This is a genomic window from Streptomyces sp. NPDC034111, from assembly GCF_055575375.1.
The window spans coordinates 78,093-94,763 of sequence record NZ_JBVIST010000016.1; the positions used below are offsets into that span (position 1 = coordinate 78,093).

Sequence of the window (16,671 nt, forward strand, 5' to 3'; positions counted from 1 at the left end):
ACACCGGAAACCTGGATGATGCACTGTAAGGGCAGGTTGTAGTCGCATGGACAGCCAACGGGGGGCACGCATGCGGAAGGACACCGGCACAGCGGGCATAGCACTGCTGCGTCTGTGCCGCCTCCCGCTGATCGCCGTTGCTCTCGTCCTGGCGTTCCTGCTGGGCGCGGCGGCAACGGGCGCCAGTGCCACCACCGCCTTCGCCACATCGGCCTCCTCGAAGCCCACCGGCGCGCCGCCCGCGGCCAAGCCCGGTGACGACGGCAACGAGGAGGAGGAGAAGACCAAGCGCGAGACCGAGCGCGGCCGGCCCCGGACCGTCGTACGCACCAGCCTCGGTGTCCCCCCACACCCCGGCCGTCCGCTGCCGCCGGACGGCACCGGCGACCCCGCATGCCTGGCCGCCGCCGCGAACGCCCGGCCTCCCGGCCACTCCACCAAGGCCGCGTCGACGCCCGCCCAACTCCCCGTACTGCACTGCGTCTTCCGCTGCTGAGCACGGCTGTGGTGGCCTGCCCCACCTGCCGCACTTCGGACCCTTCCGCCACCACCCCCACAGTGGCACCACTCATCAGCAGGAGACCTCCTCGTGGAGACCTTCATTCAGCATGCCCGGGGCCTGATGGCCCGTATCGCCGACCGGCGTGACGAACAGGAAACCTACGGCCGGCTCGCGGCCGGCCAGTCGCCCCTTGCCCTGTTCATCACCTGCTCCGACTCCCGGGTCGTACCGTCCCTGATCACCGGTGCGCGGCCCGGCGAACTCTTCGAACTACGGACGGCCGGCAACGCCGTGCCCGTCTACCGGGAAGACATGGCCGCCTGCGCGGAGGCCGCCACCATCGAGTACGCGATGCGCGTGCTGCGGGTGGCCGACATCGTCGTATGCGGTCACTCGCACTGCGGCGCGGTCGGCGCCAAGGCGCGCGGTGACGACCTGACCGGCGCGCCCGCCGTACGTGACTGGCTGGCGCAGCAGCTCTCCGACCAACTGCCCAAGGACGAGGAGCCGACGGTCTCCGCGGCCGTCCAGCAGCATGTACGCGAACAGGTCGCCCGGCTGCGCGGCTACCCGTGTGTCCAGGAGCGGCTGGCCGCCGGAGAGGTGAATCTGCACGGATGGTTCTACGAAGTGCACACCGGCATGGTCGCCTCACACCATCCGTCCTCCGACCTGTTCCTCCCCCTGTGAAGGCGCAGGCACCCCTCATGAAGCGATTCACCTCCCACTCAACGGCCACCCTGCGGGCCGACTTCACCTCCTCGCTCGTCGTCTTCCTCGTGGCCGTCCCGCTGTGTGTGGGCGTCGCGGTCGCCTCCGGCGTACCGGCCGAACTGGGGCTGGTCACCGGTGTCGTCGGCGGCCTGCTCACCGGTCTGCTCCCCGGCAGCAGCCTTCAGGTCAGCGGCCCGGCCGCGGGCCTGACGGTGCTGGTCTTCGAGGCGGTCAAGGAGTACGGCATCGGCACGCTGGGGGCGCTGGTGCTTGCCGCCGGTGTCCTCCAACTCGCCATGGGCGCACTCAAGTTGGGGCGCTGGTTCCGGGCGATCTCGGTCGCCGTCGTCCAGGGCATGCTGGCCGGCATCGGCCTCGTACTGATCGCCGGACAGCTCTACGCCCTCACGGACGCCAAGGCGCCGGGCAGCGGGCTGGCCAACCTCGGCGGCGTACCGGACCTGGTCGCCGGCACCGTGCGCTCCGGGACCGCGCTGTCCGCGCTCGCCCTCGGCGCCGGCACCATCGCCGTCCTGGTGCTGTGGCCGCGCTGGCGGCGCGCCGCACGGATCCTGCCCGCGCCGCTGGCCGCGGTGGCGCTCGCCACCACCGCGGTATGGGCACTGGACCTGCCGGTCGCCCGCGTCCGGGTCAGCGGGCTGCTGGACGCCATCCAGCCGCCCGGCCTCGCCGACCTGGGCCGGCTCACCGACGTCGGGGTGCTCGGCACGGTCCTCGCGTTCGCGCTGATCGCCTCCGCCGAGTCCCTCTTCAGCGCCGCCGCGGTCGACCGGCTGCACGACGGACCGCGTACGGACTACGACAAGGAGCTGATGGCCCAGGGCGCGGGCAATGCGGTCTGCGGTGTGCTCGGTGCGCTGCCGATGACCGCGGTCATCGTGCGCAGCGCCGCCAATGTGCAGGCGGGCGCGAAGACCAAGGCCTCGCGGGTGCTGCACGGTGTCTGGCTGCTGGTGTTCGCCGCGGCGTTCCCGGCCGCGCTGGGTGTGGTGCCGCTGGCCGCGCTGGCGGGCATCCTCGTCCACGCCGGCTGGAAGCTGCTCCCGCTGCGCGAGCTGGGTCCGCTGTGGCGCGAACACCGCGGTGAGGCCGTGGTGCTGTTCGTCACCGCCCTGGCGATCGTCACGGTCAACATGTTCGAGGGCGTGCTCATCGGTCTGCTGATGGCCGTGGCGAAGACGGCCTGGGAGACCTCCCATGTCCACCTCGACGTCCACACCCCCGACGACGCGGACGAACCGGTGCTGGTACGCGCCGTCGGCAACGCCACCTTCCTGCGGCTGCCCAAGATCCTCGACCAGCTCGACGCGCTGCCCGCGGACCGCGATGTGGAGCTCGACCTGAGCGGGCTGCGCCATCTCGACCACGCCTGTGGCGCGGCGCTGACGAACTGGGCCGAGCAGCACCGCCGCAGCCGGCGGGCGGTGGAGCTGGTGTCCTGACGCCCGGGCCCCTGCCCGCACACCGACCGGTGAGCGGGCAGGGCGGGCTCCCCTCCGCCCGGCACGTCCCCGAACGCGACACCGAGGCCGGGATGATTGCGGCCTCCGCCGTTGTTGAGCGAGGGTCAGGACTGTCACAGGTGACGGCCCCGCCCGGCGCGGTCGCCACGACACCGGCCGGAACCGGCCAACCGGCGAACCCGCCGGCCTTCGCAGAGGGGACGGACAGCATGCCTCTTCAGGGTGAGTACGAGCCGAGCCCGGCGCAGTGGGTGCGCGATCAGGTCGAGCAGTACGAGAGCTCCGGCGGCACCGAGGGCACGACGATGAAAGGGCTGCCCGTCGTCATCCTCACCACCCGTGGCGCCAGGAGCGGCAAGATCCGCAAGACCCCGCTGATGCGGGTGGAGCACTACGGCGCATACGCCGTGGTGGCCTCCCTGGGCGGCGCGCCCAGGCACCCGGTCTGGTACCACAACGTGGTGGCCGATCCCCGGGTGGAGCTCCAGGACGGCCCGGTGCGCCGGGATATGACGGCCCGTGAGGTCGTCGGCGAGGAGAAGGCCCTGTGGTGGGCGCGCGCCGTCGAGGCGTACCCCGATTACGCCGAGTACCAGAAGAAGACGGACCGTCAGATCCCGGTCTTCGTCCTGGAACCGGCGGCCACGGACCACCACTGACGCACGCTGCCCACGCACACCGAAAGCCGTTGACGACACCGGGGCGCCCGCTCCGCCGGACGCCCCCTACAGCGTCACGAGCGTGACCTCGGTCGCCTTGACGCTGGTCCATACGGGCACCCCGTCGGCGAGGCCCAGTTCGAGGGCCGCCGAGGGGGTGATCTCGGCCACCAGGTCGGGGGCCTGCGGTGAGGTGATGAGGAGCCGCAGCCGGCTGCCCGCCGAGGTGATCTCCCGTACGGTCCCCGGCCAGACGTTGCGGGGGCTGCCCGCGGGCTTGTCGAGGTGTACGGACACGGCCTCGGGGGCGATCACTGCCAGGGCCTGGGCGCCCTCGGGGAGCCGGTCGGCGACGATCAGGCGCCCCCCGTCGGCGAGCGCGAGACCGCCGTCGGTGGCGGTGCCCGGCCAGGCGTTACGCCCCAGCATCCGGGCGACCCAGGGTGAGCGCGGATGGCGGGTGACCTCGGCGGGCGGGGCGTCCTGGAGGGCGCGCCCTTCGTCGAGGACGAGGACCCGGTCGGCGAGCGAAACCGCCTCGACGGGGTCATGGGTGACGATCAGACAGACCCCGCCGAAGTCCCCGAGATGGCTGCGCAGGGTGTGGCGGACCTGCCCGCGGGTGGTCTGGTCGAGCGCGGCCAGCGGCTCGTCGAGCAGCAGCAGCCGGGGCCGGGCCGCCAACGCCCGGGCGAGGGCGACGCGTTGGGCCTGTCCGCCGGAGAGCTGGGCGGGCCTGCGGTGGGCGAGGTGGCCGACGCCGAGCCGGTCGAGCCACTGCTGGGCGGCTCGGCGGGCCTCGGCTCGGGGGGTGCCGTGGGCGCGCAGCCCGTAGGCGGTGTTGGTCACGGCGCTCAGATGTGGGAAGAGCGCGCCGTCCTGGGGGACCCAGGCGACACAGCGGCGGTGCGGGGGCAGCGCCGTGACGTCGGTGTCGCCGAGGCGCAGCACGGCGCGGGCGCGGGGGGTGAGTCCGAGCAGGGCGCGCAGCAGGGTGGTCTTCCCGGCTCCGTTGGGGCCGACGACGGCGATGGTGGTGCCCGCTTCGGCGTCCAGGGTCAGCTGGTTGTAGCCGCTGACCTCGGCGTGCAGCGGCCAGCGCGCCCGGTCCGGGGCGGGTGCGGCGGCGGGCCGCTTGACGACGCGCTCCGGGGCGGGCGGTGCCGTCGGCTCACCGTCGGCGGCGCTCCGTACGGTCCGCTCCGCGCGGTCGGTGGCGGCGGCGGACCAGCGGCCGCGCAGACAGAGCAGCACGGCCATCGCGATGACGAGCAGCAGCAGCGAGACCGAGGTGGCGGCCTCGGGCGAGCCCTGGAGCAGCAGATACACCTGGAGCGGCAGGGTCTGGGTGGAGCCGGGCAGATTGCCGGCGAAAGTGATCGTGGCCCCGAATTCGCCGAGCGCCCGGGCCCAGGTCAGTGCGGCGCCGGCGGCGAGGCCGGGGGCGACCATGGGGAGGGTGACGGTGCAGAAGACCCGTACCGGAGAGGCGCCGAGGGAGGCCGCGGTCTCCTCGTAACGGGGGCGCAGCCCGGCGAGCGTGCCCTCCAGGGTGATGACGAGGAAGGGCATCGCGACGAAGGTGGCGGCGACCACCGCGCCCGACGTGTGGAACGGCAGCACGATGCCGAAGGTGCCCTCCAGCCAGGGCCCGAGCAGTCCGCGGCGGCCGAAGCCGAGCAGCAGGGCGACACCGCCGACGGTCGGCGGCAGCACCATCGGCAGCAGCACCAGCGAACGGACCAGCGCCTTGCCGGGGAAGTCGGCCCGGGCCAGCAGCCAGGCCAGTGGTACGCCGAGCAGCAGCGAGAGGCCCAGCGCCCAGAAGGACACCAGCAGCGAGAGGCTGAGCGCTTCAGTGACGCCAGGGCTGGTCAGATGGGTGCCGATCGCGCCCCAGCTGGTCCGCGCGAGGATGCCGACGAGCGGGATCAGCAGGAACGCGATGGCGAGCAGCGCGGGGACGGCCAGCGCGAGCGGCGTACGGGTGCCGGGCACACGGAGCCGGCCGGCCGGGGGCGCGGCGGGGGTGCGGGGGCGTTTCATCGGTGTTCCTGGGATCGGGAGGCGGGGTGACGGCCGTGTACGGGGGCGGGCACGGGGCTGTCCGCTCCCCCCGAGCCGGACAGTCCCGTGCGCGCCGGTCTCCGCTAGGGCTTCTGGAAGCCCGCCTGCTGGAGGATCTGCTGTGCCTCGGGCGTGCTCAGCCACTTCACGAAGGCGGCCGCGGCCTCCGCGTTCTTGGACGTCTTCAGGGTCGCGGCCGGGTAGGAGGCGACGGCGTTCTGGGCGTCGGGGATGTCCACGGCATCGACCTTCTTCGGCGCGGTGGCGGCGTCCGTCCTGTAGACGAGCCCGGCGTCGACCTCACCGAGCTCGACCTTGCTGAGCACGGCGCGGACATTGGGCTCCTGGGAGACCGGCTTGACCGTGAGCTTCTGCGCGTCCAGGACCTGCTTGCTGTAGCGCCCCACCGGCACCTCGGAGGCGGCGAGCACGACCTTCAGCTTGCTGTCGGCGAGGTCCTTCAGGCCCGTGATCTTCTTCGGGTTGCCCTCGCCGGTCGCGATCACCAGGCGGTTCTTCGCGATGACGGTCGGGGTGCCGGCGTCGGCCTTCAGCCCGTCCATGGTCTTGGTGTCGGCGGTGACCAGGGCGTCCGCCGGGGCGCCGTTCTTGACCTGGGCAGCCAGTTCCTGCGAACCGGCGAAGGAGAAGTTCACCTTCGTGCCCCGGTGCTCCTTCTCGTAGAGCGCACCGGCCTTCTTGAAGACGTCGGTCAGCGAGGAGGCGGCCAGCACGGTGAGCTCCGCCTTGGCCGTGCTGCCGCCGGGCTTCGTACCGCCGTCGTCCTGCTTGCCGTCGTCCGTGCCGCAGGCGGCGAGCGGGACGAGGAGGGCGGCCGTGACGAGAGCCGCGGCGGCGCGGCGCCCGGTGAAGAGCTGGGACATGAGGCGGGACTCCTTGTGACGCGGGACGAGGGGGTCGTCCGAGCGGATGGGGAAAGCCGCGCCGTGGACGGGCGACGCCGCTGTGGGGAGGCAGCCGGCGTGCGGACGGTGGGGTCCGGCTGTGGTGCTCCGCGGTATCCGAAGGCGCTGTGGGCGCCACCGCGGGGTCTCAGGTGCGGTCGATATGCACGTTGGTGGACTTCACACGGGCGGTGGCCTGCATGCCGACCTCCAGGCCCAGTTCCTCCACCGCTTCCCGGGTGAGCAGGGAGACCAGGCGGTGCGGACCGGCCTGGATCTCGACCTGGGCTGCGACATCGCCGAGTTTGACGGCGGTGACGATGCCCGGGAAGGCGTTGCGCGCGGAGGTGTACGAGGCGTCGTCCTCACCGGTGCCGTGCTGCGCCACCTCGACGGAGAAAGCGGCCAGATCGCGGCCGTCGATGAGACGGCGGCCGCTGTCGTCGCGGTGGGTCGCGACCTTTCCGGCGTCCGCCCAGCGGCGGGCGGTGTCCGGGCTGACGCCCAGCAGCCGCGCCGCCTGGCCGATCGTGTAGGACTGCATGTGCGACAAGATATGTGCCCATGCCTCGCATCTGCAATCCTTTGGGCGAAGACCTATAGCAGATGCCAGGCACCTCAGAGGAAACGACAAACCGCTCTGTGATGCGCACCCGTAAGGCGGCCAGCAAGGTGGGGAGAGCCCTGTTCCCGCCCCTGAGGTACTGCCATGAGCCTGAGCATCCGCAATCAGCTTTCCGGCACCGTGCGCGCCGTGACCTCCGGCGAGGTCATGGCGACCGTGCGCATCCATCTGGAGGGCGGGCAGGAGCTCACCGCCGCGATCACGCTGGAGGCGGTCAAGGAACTGGGCCTCAAGGAGGGGTCGGCGGTCCGTACGCTGATCAAATCCACCGAGGTCGCGCTCGCCACCGGCCCCGTCGACGGCGTCAGCATCCGTAACCAGCTCCCCGGCACGGTCACCGCCGTCACCACCGGCGGCGCCATGGCCGGTGTCAAGCTCACGGTCGCAGGCGGCGAACTGACCGCGGCAATCACCAAGGACGCGGCCGAGGACCTGGGCCTGACGGCCGGCTCCGAGGTGACCGCACTGATCAAATCGACCGAGATCTCGCTGGCCGCCGACTGAAGGAGCGGGCGGGCGGCCTGGACCGGCTGGGTGGGGACAGCTGGTGGAGGGCAGGCGGCCGGGCAGCCGGCCGGCGTCAGCTGCTCAGGTGGCGGCCGAAGAACTCCAGTACGCGTTGCCAGGCCGCCCCCGCGACCTGTGGGTGGTAGGTGGGCCGGTTCGCGGCGAAGAAGGCGTGCCCGGCGCCCTCGTAGGTGTGGAAGGCGTGGACCTTGCCGTACTTGCGCAGCTCGGCCTCCAGCTGCGCGGTCTCGGCCGGCGACGGGTGCTCGTCCTCGGCGCCGAAGAGGCCGAGCAGCGGGCAGCCCAGGTCCTTGGTGAGGTGGAGGATCGGTTCGACGGCGAGCGGGGAGTCCTTGGGCGGGCGGCCGGCGACATAGGCTCCGTAACAGTCCACGGCGGCCTGTAGATCGAGGCTGCAAGCCGCGAGGAAGGACTGGCGGCCACCGGAGCAGTAGCCGATGGTGCCCACGCGGTGGTTGGAGGAGCTGAGCCCGCGCAGATACCGTGCGGCGCCGGCGACGTCCCCGAGCATGCGGGCGTCGGGGACACCGCCCCGCTCGCGGGCCACGGCGGCCGCCTCCTCCGGGGCGGCGCCGGGTGCCTCACGGCTGTAGAGGTTGGGGCAGACGGCCGCAAAGCCCTCGGCGGCGAACCGTCGGGTGATCTCCTTGGTGGCGCCGTCATAGCCGGGCATGTGGTGGATGACGACCACGCCTCCGAGGGGCCCGGGGACGAGTGGTCGGGCCGCGTAGCCCTCGATCAGGTCGCCGCCGTGGCCGGTGAGGGTGACGGTCTCTGCCAGGAGTGCGTCGTACATGGGTCCTTGTCCTTGTCCTTGCCTCGGTCGACGGAGGTACGGGGACGGGACGACGGAGTGGCGCGTCGTCAAGTTGTGGTGTTGCCCAGATCTTCCTGCGTGGGAAGCGCGTCATACGGCAGGCGCTGCCGGTGGGAGGCCGGCCGATCCAAGCGGTGGCGGCAGGGGCGCGGCGGCCCCAGGCGCCCTTCCGCGATGGCCCACTTGCTTGACGTCAAGAAATTCAATCCCGTACGAGGGGTTCGGCCCGGCCTCCCCCGCCGGCATCCGCGCCGCCGCACGCCGCACCCGCCGGGGCAGCCTGGGGCATCCGAACAGAGCAGTCCACTCCCCCATCGGCCTTACCGCATCACCCTCAGGCCCCACATCCGCGCACATTCATCAGCTTGGGCAAAGATCGAAGCCAACCCGCCACCATGACACAGAAGTTGAGGGCAACGCCGAGCCCCCGAAGTCTGACGTGCGGTCACACGAATTAACCAACGGCGCGATTTTTCACCTTGCGCCCGATTTGTCCCGATGTGAATCTGGTATCCCATTCGTCAAAGGAGTTGATCGCATGGTTACGGATCGCACAGCGCCGGTCGAGACGGCCACCCTGGCCGCCGAGGTCGAGGGACTGCTTGAACCCGCCGAGGCCGACGGCGTCTTCCGCGATACCCGCGAGTGTGGAGGTGCGCTGCTGCTGGCCGCGCTGCTCCTGATCTCGCCGCCCACCCCCCGGCCCAAGACTGACGTTCGCTAAGGCTGAGGGGAAAGCGTTGGCTGAACAGACGCAGGGAGCAGTCCCGTTGAGCGCTGTGATTGCCGATGCCGCAACCGGGGTCGCCCTCGCCCTCAGGGGTGAGGGCGACCCTTATGCGCTGTCCGGCATTCTGCGGCACGAGGATGCGCTGACCCCGGCCGCGGTCCGGGTCCTCGGCGCCGACGCGCTCGCGCCGTACGCCATGGAGCACCGTGCCGCGCCCATCGGCGCGGACGACGAAGCGGTGGTCCGGCAGGCACTCGCGGCCTATCCACCGGGAGCCGATGCCTCGGAGATCTCGGTGTGGAGCTACCGGGGCCTGGTCGAGGCCTCGCACGCATTTCTGGCCGGCGGGCCGCAGCAGTGGCCGCCGGCGCCCGAGGCCGGGACCGGATGGATCGGACGCGACCCCTGGCCCAAGCTGTCGCACCGGGTGTCACAGCTGGCCGCGCTCGCGCTGCCCAAGCTTGCGCCCGGTCTCGCCGAGCTGCTGGCCGCCCGTACCGACGATCTGGCCCGCGGTTTCGTCCGGGCGGTACGCCGCCGGGACTGGCAGCAGGCGGCCGGCCTGGGCCGCTGGCTGGCCCGGCTGCCCGACGTACCGCAGACGCTCGGGCTCGACAGCGGGCTGGCATTCGTCCGGCAGATGGGCGGGGGTGACCCGCGGGTGACGCTGCATGTCGTGGCCGCCCAGCGCTTCTACGGACGGGGTTGGTGACCGCCGCCCACAGCGACCCGGGGCTGCTGGACCGGATGGTCCGCAGCAGCCTGGGGTGGCTGGACGGGGCGCGCGGGCACTTCCGTCTGCCCTCGAACGTGACGACGGACGCCGACCCCAATCTGACCCTCAAGCCCCTCGGTGAACTGGCCGAACTGACCCAGCTGATCGGGGTACTGCATCCGCGGGACGACATCCGGCAGACGGCCCGCGGGCTGTTCGCGTTCGCGTGGAACGAGACCCGGGACGGTGAGCTGTTCGCCGAGCTGATCCGCGGCGAGCCGTTCGCCACCTATCCGGTGGAGCTGTACGGGGTCTTCGCCCAGGCCGGGCTGCGGCACGCCGAGGTCGACGAGCTGGTGCAGACGACCACCCGGCTGCGCGGCTGGCGGGTGGCGCGTGAGGACCACACCCGTACCCTCGGTGTGCTCAACGCCGAGCGGCGCATCGGGCTGCGGCAGCACGCCGACTTCTCCGCCGTGCTGGCGCTGACCGGCCTCGGCCGGCTGCCCGAACCCTGGGCGCTGGACCGCAAGGCGGCCTACGGCGTGACCCATGACGTCTTCCACCTCACCGACTGGGGGCGCAACCGGCAGCGGCTGTCCCCCGAACTCGCCGGCTATCTGCGGCTGTGGCTCCCCTCCTGGCTGGAGAACTGGCTGGAGGAGCAGCTGTGGGACCTGGTGGGCGAGCTGCTGGCCGTGACGGCCTGTCTGCCGAAGGCCCCGTACGATCCGGTGGCCTGGCAGCGGCTGGCCGGTGCGCAGGCGGCCGACGGCAGTGTGCCCGAGATGGGCGCGGCGCCGTCCTCGGGCGACCCGGGCGAGGCCTTCACCGCCTGCTACCACTCCACCCTGGTGACCGCGTTCGCCGCCACCCTCGCCCGGATCGCCGCCGACGAGGCCGAGGCCGGCCCGTCGGGCGGGGACCCGGCGCTGGTGGGCGGGCGGACCCCTTGTGAAAGCGAGAGTGCCCCGTGATCGTGACGGCCGCATCCCCCGCCCTGCTGCACGGTGTCGGCGACCGGGCCCTGTCCTGGCTCGACGACCACCGTGAGCACTTCCGGCTGATGCCCGACGACTTCGCCAACAACGGCGCGGTCGTCGAACGGCTCAAGCCCATCGGGGAGCTGGCGCTCAATATGCAGGTGCTGTTCCGCGAGGGGGTGGCCGGGTCGCGGCAGAAGGCCCGCGCCGGGCAGCTGCTGGACTTCGCCTGGCGGGAGCTGCTGGACGGCGGCAATGTGCTGGCCCGGCTCCAGCACGACGAACCGCTCTCCCCCGTACCGCTGGAGGTCTATGCGACCTTCCACGAGCTGGGGCACCGCCATCCGGGGCTGGAGGCGGCGGTGGAGGTCTGCCGCCACACGGCCACATGGACGGCGCTGGAGATGATGCCCAACCGGCGGCTCGGGGTGCTCAACGCGGAACGCAAGCTGGGGCTCCCGCCCAGCAGCGACTTCGACCAGGCGGTGGCCCGCACCTGGCTGGGACAGCGGCCCGAACCCTGGACGGTGCAGCTGCACATCGCCTACGACATCACCCACACCGTCTTCCACCTCACCAACTGGGGCGAGGCGCCCGAGCGGATCCCGCCGGACATCGCCGACTACCTCACCCGGTACCTGCCGGCCTGGATGGACGACTGGGCGGACCTCGAACACTGGGATCTGCTGGGCGAACTCCTCGTCGTCGACGCCTGTCTGCCGCGGCCCACGCTGGACGCGGCGCTGTGGGAGCGCTACGCGGCCGCGCAGTCGGCCACCGGTGCGATGCCCATCCAGCGCCGGATGCCGCAGGGCGATGCGGCGCGCGTCTTCGACCTGGTGCACCACCCGACCCTGGTCGCCGCGTTCGCCTCCGCGATGGCCACCTCCCGGGCGATGTCCGCCGTCTGATGAGCCCGGAAAGCGGCCCCGCGCTCGCCGACCGCCTCGCGGACGCGGTCACCCGGATCGACGCGCCGGACATCGTGCTCGCCGTCACCCGGCGCGACCGGCGCACCGTGATCTCCGGCGGCTCGGCGCTCGCGCCACCCACCCCGCGCCATGCCCTGCGCTACGAACTGGGCTCGCTGTCCAAGACGTTCACCGTGCTGCTGCTGGCCAACCTGGCCAGGGCCGGGGTGGTGGCCCTGGACGATCCGCTCGCCGCCCATCTGCCGGACCTGCCGCTGCCGCATCCGTACTCGCGGGAGATCACCCTGTGGCATCTGGCCACCCACACCTCGGGGCTGCCGCGGATCCCCACCGATCTGATCGCAGGTGCGCTGCTGCATCCGTACGCGAACGGGTACGCCGGCTACGACACCGAGCGGCTGCTGCGTACCTTCGCCCGCACCCGGCCCCGGAACCGGCCCGGAAGCCGCTGGCGGTACTCCAACTTCGGTCTGGCGCTGCTCGGTCCTGTCATGTCCCGGGCCGCCGGCGCCGACTATCCGGCCCTGCTGACCGACCGCGTACTGCGCCCGCTCGGGCTGGCCGACACCAGTCTTGGCCCCGGGACGACCGGCACCGATGCCATCGGTCACCGCACGAACGGGGTGACGCCGGTGGCCAGCGCCGACATGGGCGCCTTCGTCGCCGCCGGGTCGGTCCGCGCCACCCCCGGCGATCTGCTCTCCTACCTGGAAGCGCACCTCTCCCCCGAGAACACTCCGCTGTCCGGTCCGCTGCGCGATGTGCAGGTGCCGCTGCTGCGCCGCGGCTGGCGGCACCGCAACACCCACACCCTGACGTGGTATCACCACCCCGCCCCGCGCGGGCCGCTGCTCTTCCACGTCGGGGCGACCTTCGGCCAGCAGGCGTTCCTCGGCTACCACCCGGCCACGCACACCGGCCTGGTCGCGCTGGCCACCCGGCGGGGCCGCACCTGCCGGATGATCACCACCGCGTACGAGCTGCTGTACACGCTGGCGGGCGAACCCTCGGTCTGAGCCGGGGCGGCCCCGGCCGGCGGCTGCGGCCGGTCAGAGGTCGCCGGTCAGGATCCGGGCGAGCGAGCCCCCGGGGACCTCCTCGCTGGCCTGGCGGAAGGCCAGCACGTAGGCCTCGTCGCCGATCGCCTCGCGGGCCCGCCGTTCGCACTCCTCGCGGACCGCGCGCAGTTCGGGGGTGCCGCGCTGCGGGTGCCCCACGGTGCGCCAGATGGCCTGGCCGGTGCCGTAGACCCGGGCGGCGGCGGCGCCGTCGCCCTGGGCGGCCACCGCGGCCGCGAGCACGTCGAGGCCGAGCGCGATCCCGAACTTGTCGCCGATGCCGTGTTTGGCGGCGAGCATGGCGCGGGCGTGGCCCGCGGACTCCTCGGGCCGGCCCTGGAACAGCGAGATCAGGGAGAGCTGGTAGTCGGTGTAGGAGCGGGCCCAGTGTTCGCCGAGCTGTACACAGCCACGGCGCAGTTCGGTCGCCTCGGCACGGGCCTCCGCGAGCTTGCCGAGACCGGTGAGCGCGAAGAGCCGTACGAGGTGGCAGCGCAGCCGCCCGGGGGAGTCGAACGGGGCGTCCGGCGGCGGGCCGAGGACCTGGTCCACGACGGTGTGCGCGGACATCGGACGGCCGGCGATCAGGTGGGTGAGGCCGATGAGGTAGCCGGCCTGAAGCACCGCCTCCGCGTCGCCCCCCGCCTGCGCCGCGCGCGAGCACTCCAGGCCCAGGGTCTCCGCCAGCGACAGATCACCCTGGAGGAGTACGGCGATGCCCAGCGCCCACAGCGCCCGGGTGCGGGCCCGGCTCGGGCCGTGGTGGGCGGCGAGGGCCCGGGCCAGGTAGTCGCGGGCCTCGTGCAGATGGCCGCAGCAGCTCCAGAAGAAGCCGATCGCGGCGCTGAGTTCCTGGGCCCGCTGCGGGTCGGTGAGCAGGAGACGGTCCAGGGCGGTGCACAGATCGACATGGGCATCGGCGACCTTGCCGTACCAGCCGACCTGGTCGGGGCCCAGCCAGCCCTGTTCGGCGCGGCGGCCGAAGGTGACGAAGTGGGCGGCGTGCCGGTCCGCGAGGGCGGTGACCTCGCCCAGTTCGCCGAGCCACAGCCGGCCGTACTCGCGCAGGGTGTCGAGCATGCGGTAGCGCCGGCCCTCGCGGGTGAGGACCGATTTGGCGGCCAGCCCGGCCAGCGCGGTGCGTACGCCCTCCTCGGTGAGCGGGCCGCCGGCGCAGACCGCGGCTGCGGACTCCTCGTCGAAGGTGCCGCGGAAGACGGAGAGCCGGGCCCACAGCAGCCGCTCCAGGGGGGTGCACAGCTCATGGCTCCAGCCGATGGCGCAGCGCAGCGTCCGGTGGCGCGGGGGCCGCGGCAGTCCGTCACCGTCGAGGATGTCGAAGCGGGTGGCCAGCCGCTCGGCGACCCGTTCGACCGGGCTGTTCGCCAGTTGGGCGCCGGCCAGTTCCAGGGCCAGCGGGATGCCTTCGAGGCGCCGGCAGATGGTCTCGGCGGCGGCCGCGTGCCGGGGGTCGGTGAGTTGCAGGCCGGGGGCGGCGGCGCCGGCCCGGTCGGTGAACAGGGCCAGTGCGTCGTTGTCGCCGGTGCACGGCAACGGGCCGATCTCGGTGACCCACTCGCCGACGAGGTCGAGCGGCTGCCGGCTGGTGACCAGCACGGTGAGGTGGGGGGCGGCGGTCAGCAGATCGCCGAGCAGGTCTCGGCAGGCGTCGACGAGGTGTTCACAGGAGTCCAGCACCAGCAGCAGCCGTTTGTCGGCGAGCCAGGAGCACAGGGTGGCGGCCGGGCTGCGCGCCGTGTGGTCGGCCAGTCCGACCGCGTCGCAGACGGTGGCCATCAGCAGCCCCTCGCCGTGCAGCGGCCACAGGTCGGCCCAGCAGACCCCGTCGGGGTAGTGCGGCTCCGCGGCGCGCGCGGCCTGTATGGCGATGCGGGTCTTGCCCACGCCACCGGGGCCGGTCAGGGTGATCAGCCGGTGGGCGGTCAACTCCTGGCCGATCTGCCGTAGTTCACTTCGGCGGCCGACGAAACTCGTCGACTCGGGGGGAATGCTGCTTACCACCAGCCCAGTTTGCCCCAGCACCGGCACCGGGTGGCGCATGGTGGCGGATGCGGTGCGAGGCGCGAAGTTGACGCCGCGGGCGCGCGGGCCGCCTCAGGGAGTGACGATGGGGAATGTGGGGTCGGGGGTGCTGAGGAGGCCGAGAAGCTGGTGGAGCGCTCCGGCCTCGGCGTGCGGGGCGGCCTCGGACGGCCCGTGGCCCGCGAGAAGCTCGAGGAGCTGGGGCTTGGTGAGGGTGAGGGTCAGGTCCGGGGTGCGGTCCTCGGACGGGGTGGGGGAACCGGGTGAACTGAGGTAGGTGAGGGCCCCGTTGGACAGGGTGAGCTGCCAGGTCCGGTCCTCGTCGGGGAGGTAGAGGTCGAGGGTGAGCCGGGTGGACCAGGCGCGGGGGCCGTCGACGCGGATCGCGAGCGAGTCGATGAGCTGGTCGACGGTCAGGGCCTGGGCCATCTCGGGGCTGGTGGTGGCCGGCCGTGCCTCGGCGAGGGTGCCGCGCAGTTCCATGGCGCCGGTGAGGTAGAAGTTGCGCCAGGTGCCGTTCTCGCAGCCGTGGCCCAGGTGTTCGTAGACGAGGGCGAGTTCGCGGCGGGCGCGCAGATTCTTCGGATCGGCGAAGACGGCGTGGTTGAGGAGGGTGGCGGCGAACCGCAGATCGCCGTCGGCGGCGTACTGCTTGGCCGCGTCCACGGTCGCCTCGGTGCCTCCCAGGGTGTGCACATAGCGTTTGGCCTGCTCGACCGGTGGGTGCTCCCACAGGTGGGCGGGGTTTCCGTCGAACCAGCCCAGGTAACGCTGGTAGATCGCCTTGACGTTGTGGCTGAGCGAGCCGTAGTAGCCGTGGTTGGCCCATACCTCCGCCAGGCCCGGTGGGAGCCGCAGCTCCTCGGCGATCTCGGGGCCGGTGAGGCCCTCGTTGAGCAGCCGCAGGGTCTGGTCGTGCAGATAGGCGTAGAGATCGCGCTGGTTGGCCAGCAGCGCCTTGATGCGCTCCTTGCCCCAGGTCGGCCAGTGGTGGGAGGCGAAGGCGACCTCCACCTCGTCGCCGAAGAGGGCGAGCGCCTCGCCCAGGTAGTGGGACCAGGCCCGGGTGTCGCGGACGGCGGAGCCGCGCAGCGCGAGGACGTTGTGCATGGTGTGGGTGGCGTTCTCGGCCAGGCAGAGCGCCTGGTGTGCGGGGAAGCAGAAGTTCATCTCGGCAGGTGCCTCGGTGCCCGGGGTGAGCTGGAAGACGATGCGTACGCCGTCGAGGATCTCCTCCTGGCCGGTGCTGGTGATGTCCACGGTCGGCGGGATCAGGGTCATGGTGCCGGTGGAGCGGGCGGCGCCCAGGCCGCAGCCGATCTGGCCGTCCGGGACCTTGGGGAGCTCGGTGCCGTACATGTAGACCGCGCGCCGGTGCCTCGCGGTGCCGGCGTAGACGTTCTCGCTGACCGCGTGCGCCAGGAATCCGCGCGGTGCGAGCACGGGCACGGGGTGGTGGCCGTGCGGCAGTACCCCGCGGGCGCCGCCGAAGTGATCTGCGTGCGAATGGGTATAGACCAGGCCGGTGACCGGGCGATCGCCGCGGTACTTGCGGTAGAGCTCCAGGGCCGCGGCGGCGGTCTCGGCCGAGGCGAGCGGGTCGATGACGATCACCCCGTGATCGCCCTCGACCAGCGTCATATTGGACAGGTCCAGACCACGGGCCTGGTAGATGCCGTCGGTGACCTCGTACAGGCCCTGCCGGCTCACCAGGCGACCCTGGCGCCACAGGCTCTCGTCCGCGGTGTCGGGGCAGTTCTGGGCGAGGAAGGCGTACGCCTCGGCGTCCCAGACCACCCGGCCGTCGTCCATGGTGACCTCGGGTGGATCGAGCGCGGCGATGAAGCCACGGTCGGCGTCGGCGAAGTCTTCGTGATCATCCACGGGCACAGCGGTCACGGGACGCTAC

Annotated in this window: 16 protein-coding genes; 10 read left to right on the forward strand and 6 right to left on the reverse strand. The window is 72.3% G+C overall.

From position 1 onward, the window contains the following. The first annotated feature begins 70 nt into the window (after positions 1 to 70). The 4 genes from ACZ55A_RS28175 to ACZ55A_RS28190 all read left to right on the forward strand — a co-directional run bounded on the left by ACZ55A_RS28175 (position 71) and on the right by ACZ55A_RS28190 (position 3,359). Positions 71 to 496 (forward strand): hypothetical protein, encoded by a 426-nt coding sequence (locus ACZ55A_RS28175; protein WP_468845636.1) that lies wholly within the window; start codon positions 71 to 73, stop codon positions 494 to 496. Positions 497 to 589: 93 nt separating this feature from the next. After that, positions 590 to 1,192 carry a carbonic anhydrase gene (locus ACZ55A_RS28180; protein ID WP_468845638.1) on the forward strand — a complete coding sequence of 201 codons (603 nt, stop codon included), beginning with the start codon at positions 590 to 592 and terminating at the stop codon, positions 1,190 to 1,192. 17 nt (positions 1,193 to 1,209) lie between these two features. Continuing rightward, the gene (locus ACZ55A_RS28185) at positions 1,210 to 2,679 is read left to right on the forward strand and encodes a SulP family inorganic anion transporter (RefSeq protein ID WP_468845640.1); all 1,470 of its coding nucleotides are present in this window, start codon (positions 1,210 to 1,212) and stop codon (positions 2,677 to 2,679) included. A gap of 230 nt (positions 2,680 to 2,909) precedes the next feature. Then, the gene (locus tag ACZ55A_RS28190) at positions 2,910 to 3,359 is read left to right on the forward strand and encodes a nitroreductase family deazaflavin-dependent oxidoreductase (protein ID WP_468845643.1); all 450 of its coding nucleotides are present in this window, start codon (positions 2,910 to 2,912) and stop codon (positions 3,357 to 3,359) included. A gap of 66 nt (positions 3,360 to 3,425) precedes the next feature. On the opposite strand, the gene ACZ55A_RS28195 is transcribed toward ACZ55A_RS28190, so the two are convergent. The 3 genes from ACZ55A_RS28195 to ACZ55A_RS28205 form a co-directional block, all read right to left on the reverse strand. Next, the gene (locus ACZ55A_RS28195) at positions 3,426 to 5,405 is read right to left on the reverse strand and encodes an ABC transporter permease (RefSeq protein ID WP_468845646.1); all 1,980 of its coding nucleotides are present in this window, start codon (positions 5,403 to 5,405) and stop codon (positions 3,426 to 3,428) included. Between the two features lie 104 nt (positions 5,406 to 5,509). Next, on the reverse strand, positions 5,510 to 6,310 hold the full coding sequence (gene modA / locus ACZ55A_RS28200; RefSeq protein ID WP_468845648.1) for a molybdate ABC transporter substrate-binding protein: 801 nt from the start codon (positions 6,308 to 6,310) through the stop codon (positions 5,510 to 5,512). Between the two features lie 169 nt (positions 6,311 to 6,479). Continuing rightward, complete coding sequence (locus ACZ55A_RS28205) at positions 6,480 to 6,875, reverse strand: TOBE domain-containing protein (protein WP_468845651.1); 396 nt, start codon at positions 6,873 to 6,875, stop codon at positions 6,480 to 6,482. Positions 6,876 to 7,040: 165 nt separating this feature from the next. On the opposite strand from ACZ55A_RS28205, the gene ACZ55A_RS28210 reads away from it, so the two are divergent. After that, the gene (locus ACZ55A_RS28210) at positions 7,041 to 7,460 is read left to right on the forward strand and encodes a TOBE domain-containing protein (RefSeq protein WP_468845653.1); all 420 of its coding nucleotides are present in this window, start codon (positions 7,041 to 7,043) and stop codon (positions 7,458 to 7,460) included. 76 nt (positions 7,461 to 7,536) lie between these two features. On the opposite strand, the gene ACZ55A_RS28215 is transcribed toward ACZ55A_RS28210, so the two are convergent. Then, a complete protein-coding gene (locus tag ACZ55A_RS28215) occupies positions 7,537 to 8,280 on the reverse strand; it encodes a dienelactone hydrolase family protein (RefSeq protein WP_468845655.1) in 744 nt (247 codons plus the stop codon). A gap of 559 nt (positions 8,281 to 8,839) precedes the next feature. On the opposite strand from ACZ55A_RS28215, the gene ACZ55A_RS28220 reads away from it, so the two are divergent. Genes ACZ55A_RS28220 through ACZ55A_RS28240 form a run of 5 tightly spaced genes read left to right on the forward strand, consistent with a single transcriptional unit; the run spans position 8,840 to position 12,677 of the window. Then, on the forward strand, positions 8,840 to 9,025 hold the full coding sequence (locus tag ACZ55A_RS28220; RefSeq protein WP_030411128.1) for a hypothetical protein: 186 nt from the start codon (positions 8,840 to 8,842) through the stop codon (positions 9,023 to 9,025). Between the two features lie 55 nt (positions 9,026 to 9,080). Continuing rightward, a complete protein-coding gene (locus tag ACZ55A_RS28225) occupies positions 9,081 to 9,743 on the forward strand; it encodes a hypothetical protein (protein WP_468845910.1) in 663 nt (220 codons plus the stop codon). After that, positions 9,740 to 10,723, forward strand: a complete 984-nt coding sequence (locus ACZ55A_RS28230; protein ID WP_468845658.1) for a DUF6895 family protein — start codon at positions 9,740 to 9,742, stop codon at positions 10,721 to 10,723. Before ACZ55A_RS28225 ends, ACZ55A_RS28230 begins: the two co-directional genes overlap by 4 nt. Further along, positions 10,720 to 11,640: a DUF6895 family protein gene (locus ACZ55A_RS28235; RefSeq protein WP_468845660.1), complete on the forward strand. Its 921-nt coding sequence runs from the start codon at positions 10,720 to 10,722 to the stop codon at positions 11,638 to 11,640. The genes ACZ55A_RS28230 and ACZ55A_RS28235 overlap by 4 nt, the downstream gene beginning before the upstream one ends. Further along, positions 11,640 to 12,677 (forward strand): serine hydrolase domain-containing protein, encoded by a 1,038-nt coding sequence (locus ACZ55A_RS28240; protein ID WP_468845663.1) that lies wholly within the window; start codon positions 11,640 to 11,642, stop codon positions 12,675 to 12,677. Before ACZ55A_RS28235 ends, ACZ55A_RS28240 begins: the two co-directional genes overlap by 1 nt. 33 nt (positions 12,678 to 12,710) lie before the next feature. On the opposite strand, the gene ACZ55A_RS28245 is transcribed toward ACZ55A_RS28240, so the two are convergent. After that, entirely contained in the window at positions 12,711 to 14,741 is a 2,031-nt protein-coding gene (locus ACZ55A_RS28245; protein ID WP_468845665.1) for an ATP-binding protein, read from the reverse strand. Between the two features lie 93 nt (positions 14,742 to 14,834). Next, positions 14,835 to 16,661, reverse strand: coding sequence for an alkyl/aryl-sulfatase (locus ACZ55A_RS28250; RefSeq protein WP_468845667.1), 1,827 nt, complete (start codon positions 16,659 to 16,661; stop codon positions 14,835 to 14,837). Positions 16,662 to 16,671 lie beyond the last annotated feature (10 nt).

What these genes read in the sequence shown, in the direction of transcription:
- ACZ55A_RS28190 (WP_468845643.1), top strand. Translation starts at nt 2,910, where the DNA reads ATGCCTCTTCAGGGTGAGTACGAGCCGAGCCCGGCGCAGTGGGTGCGC.
- ACZ55A_RS28240 (WP_468845663.1), top strand. Translation starts at nt 11,640, where the DNA reads ATGAGCCCGGAAAGCGGCCCCGCGCTCGCCGACCGCCTCGCGGACGCG.
- ACZ55A_RS28185 (WP_468845640.1), top strand. Translation starts at nt 1,210, where the DNA reads ATGAAGCGATTCACCTCCCACTCAACGGCCACCCTGCGGGCCGACTTC.
- ACZ55A_RS28205 (WP_468845651.1), bottom strand. Translation starts at nt 6,875, where the DNA reads ATGCAGTCCTACACGATCGGCCAGGCGGCGCGGCTGCTGGGCGTCAGC.
- ACZ55A_RS28210 (WP_468845653.1), top strand. Translation starts at nt 7,041, where the DNA reads ATGAGCCTGAGCATCCGCAATCAGCTTTCCGGCACCGTGCGCGCCGTG.
- modA (WP_468845648.1), bottom strand. Translation starts at nt 6,310, where the DNA reads ATGTCCCAGCTCTTCACCGGGCGCCGCGCCGCCGCGGCTCTCGTCACG.
- ACZ55A_RS28175 (WP_468845636.1), top strand. Translation starts at nt 71, where the DNA reads ATGCGGAAGGACACCGGCACAGCGGGCATAGCACTGCTGCGTCTGTGC.
- ACZ55A_RS28215 (WP_468845655.1), bottom strand. Translation starts at nt 8,280, where the DNA reads ATGTACGACGCACTCCTGGCAGAGACCGTCACCCTCACCGGCCACGGC.
- ACZ55A_RS28220 (WP_030411128.1), top strand. Translation starts at nt 8,840, where the DNA reads ATGGTTACGGATCGCACAGCGCCGGTCGAGACGGCCACCCTGGCCGCC.
- ACZ55A_RS28195 (WP_468845646.1), bottom strand. Translation starts at nt 5,405, where the DNA reads ATGAAACGCCCCCGCACCCCCGCCGCGCCCCCGGCCGGCCGGCTCCGT.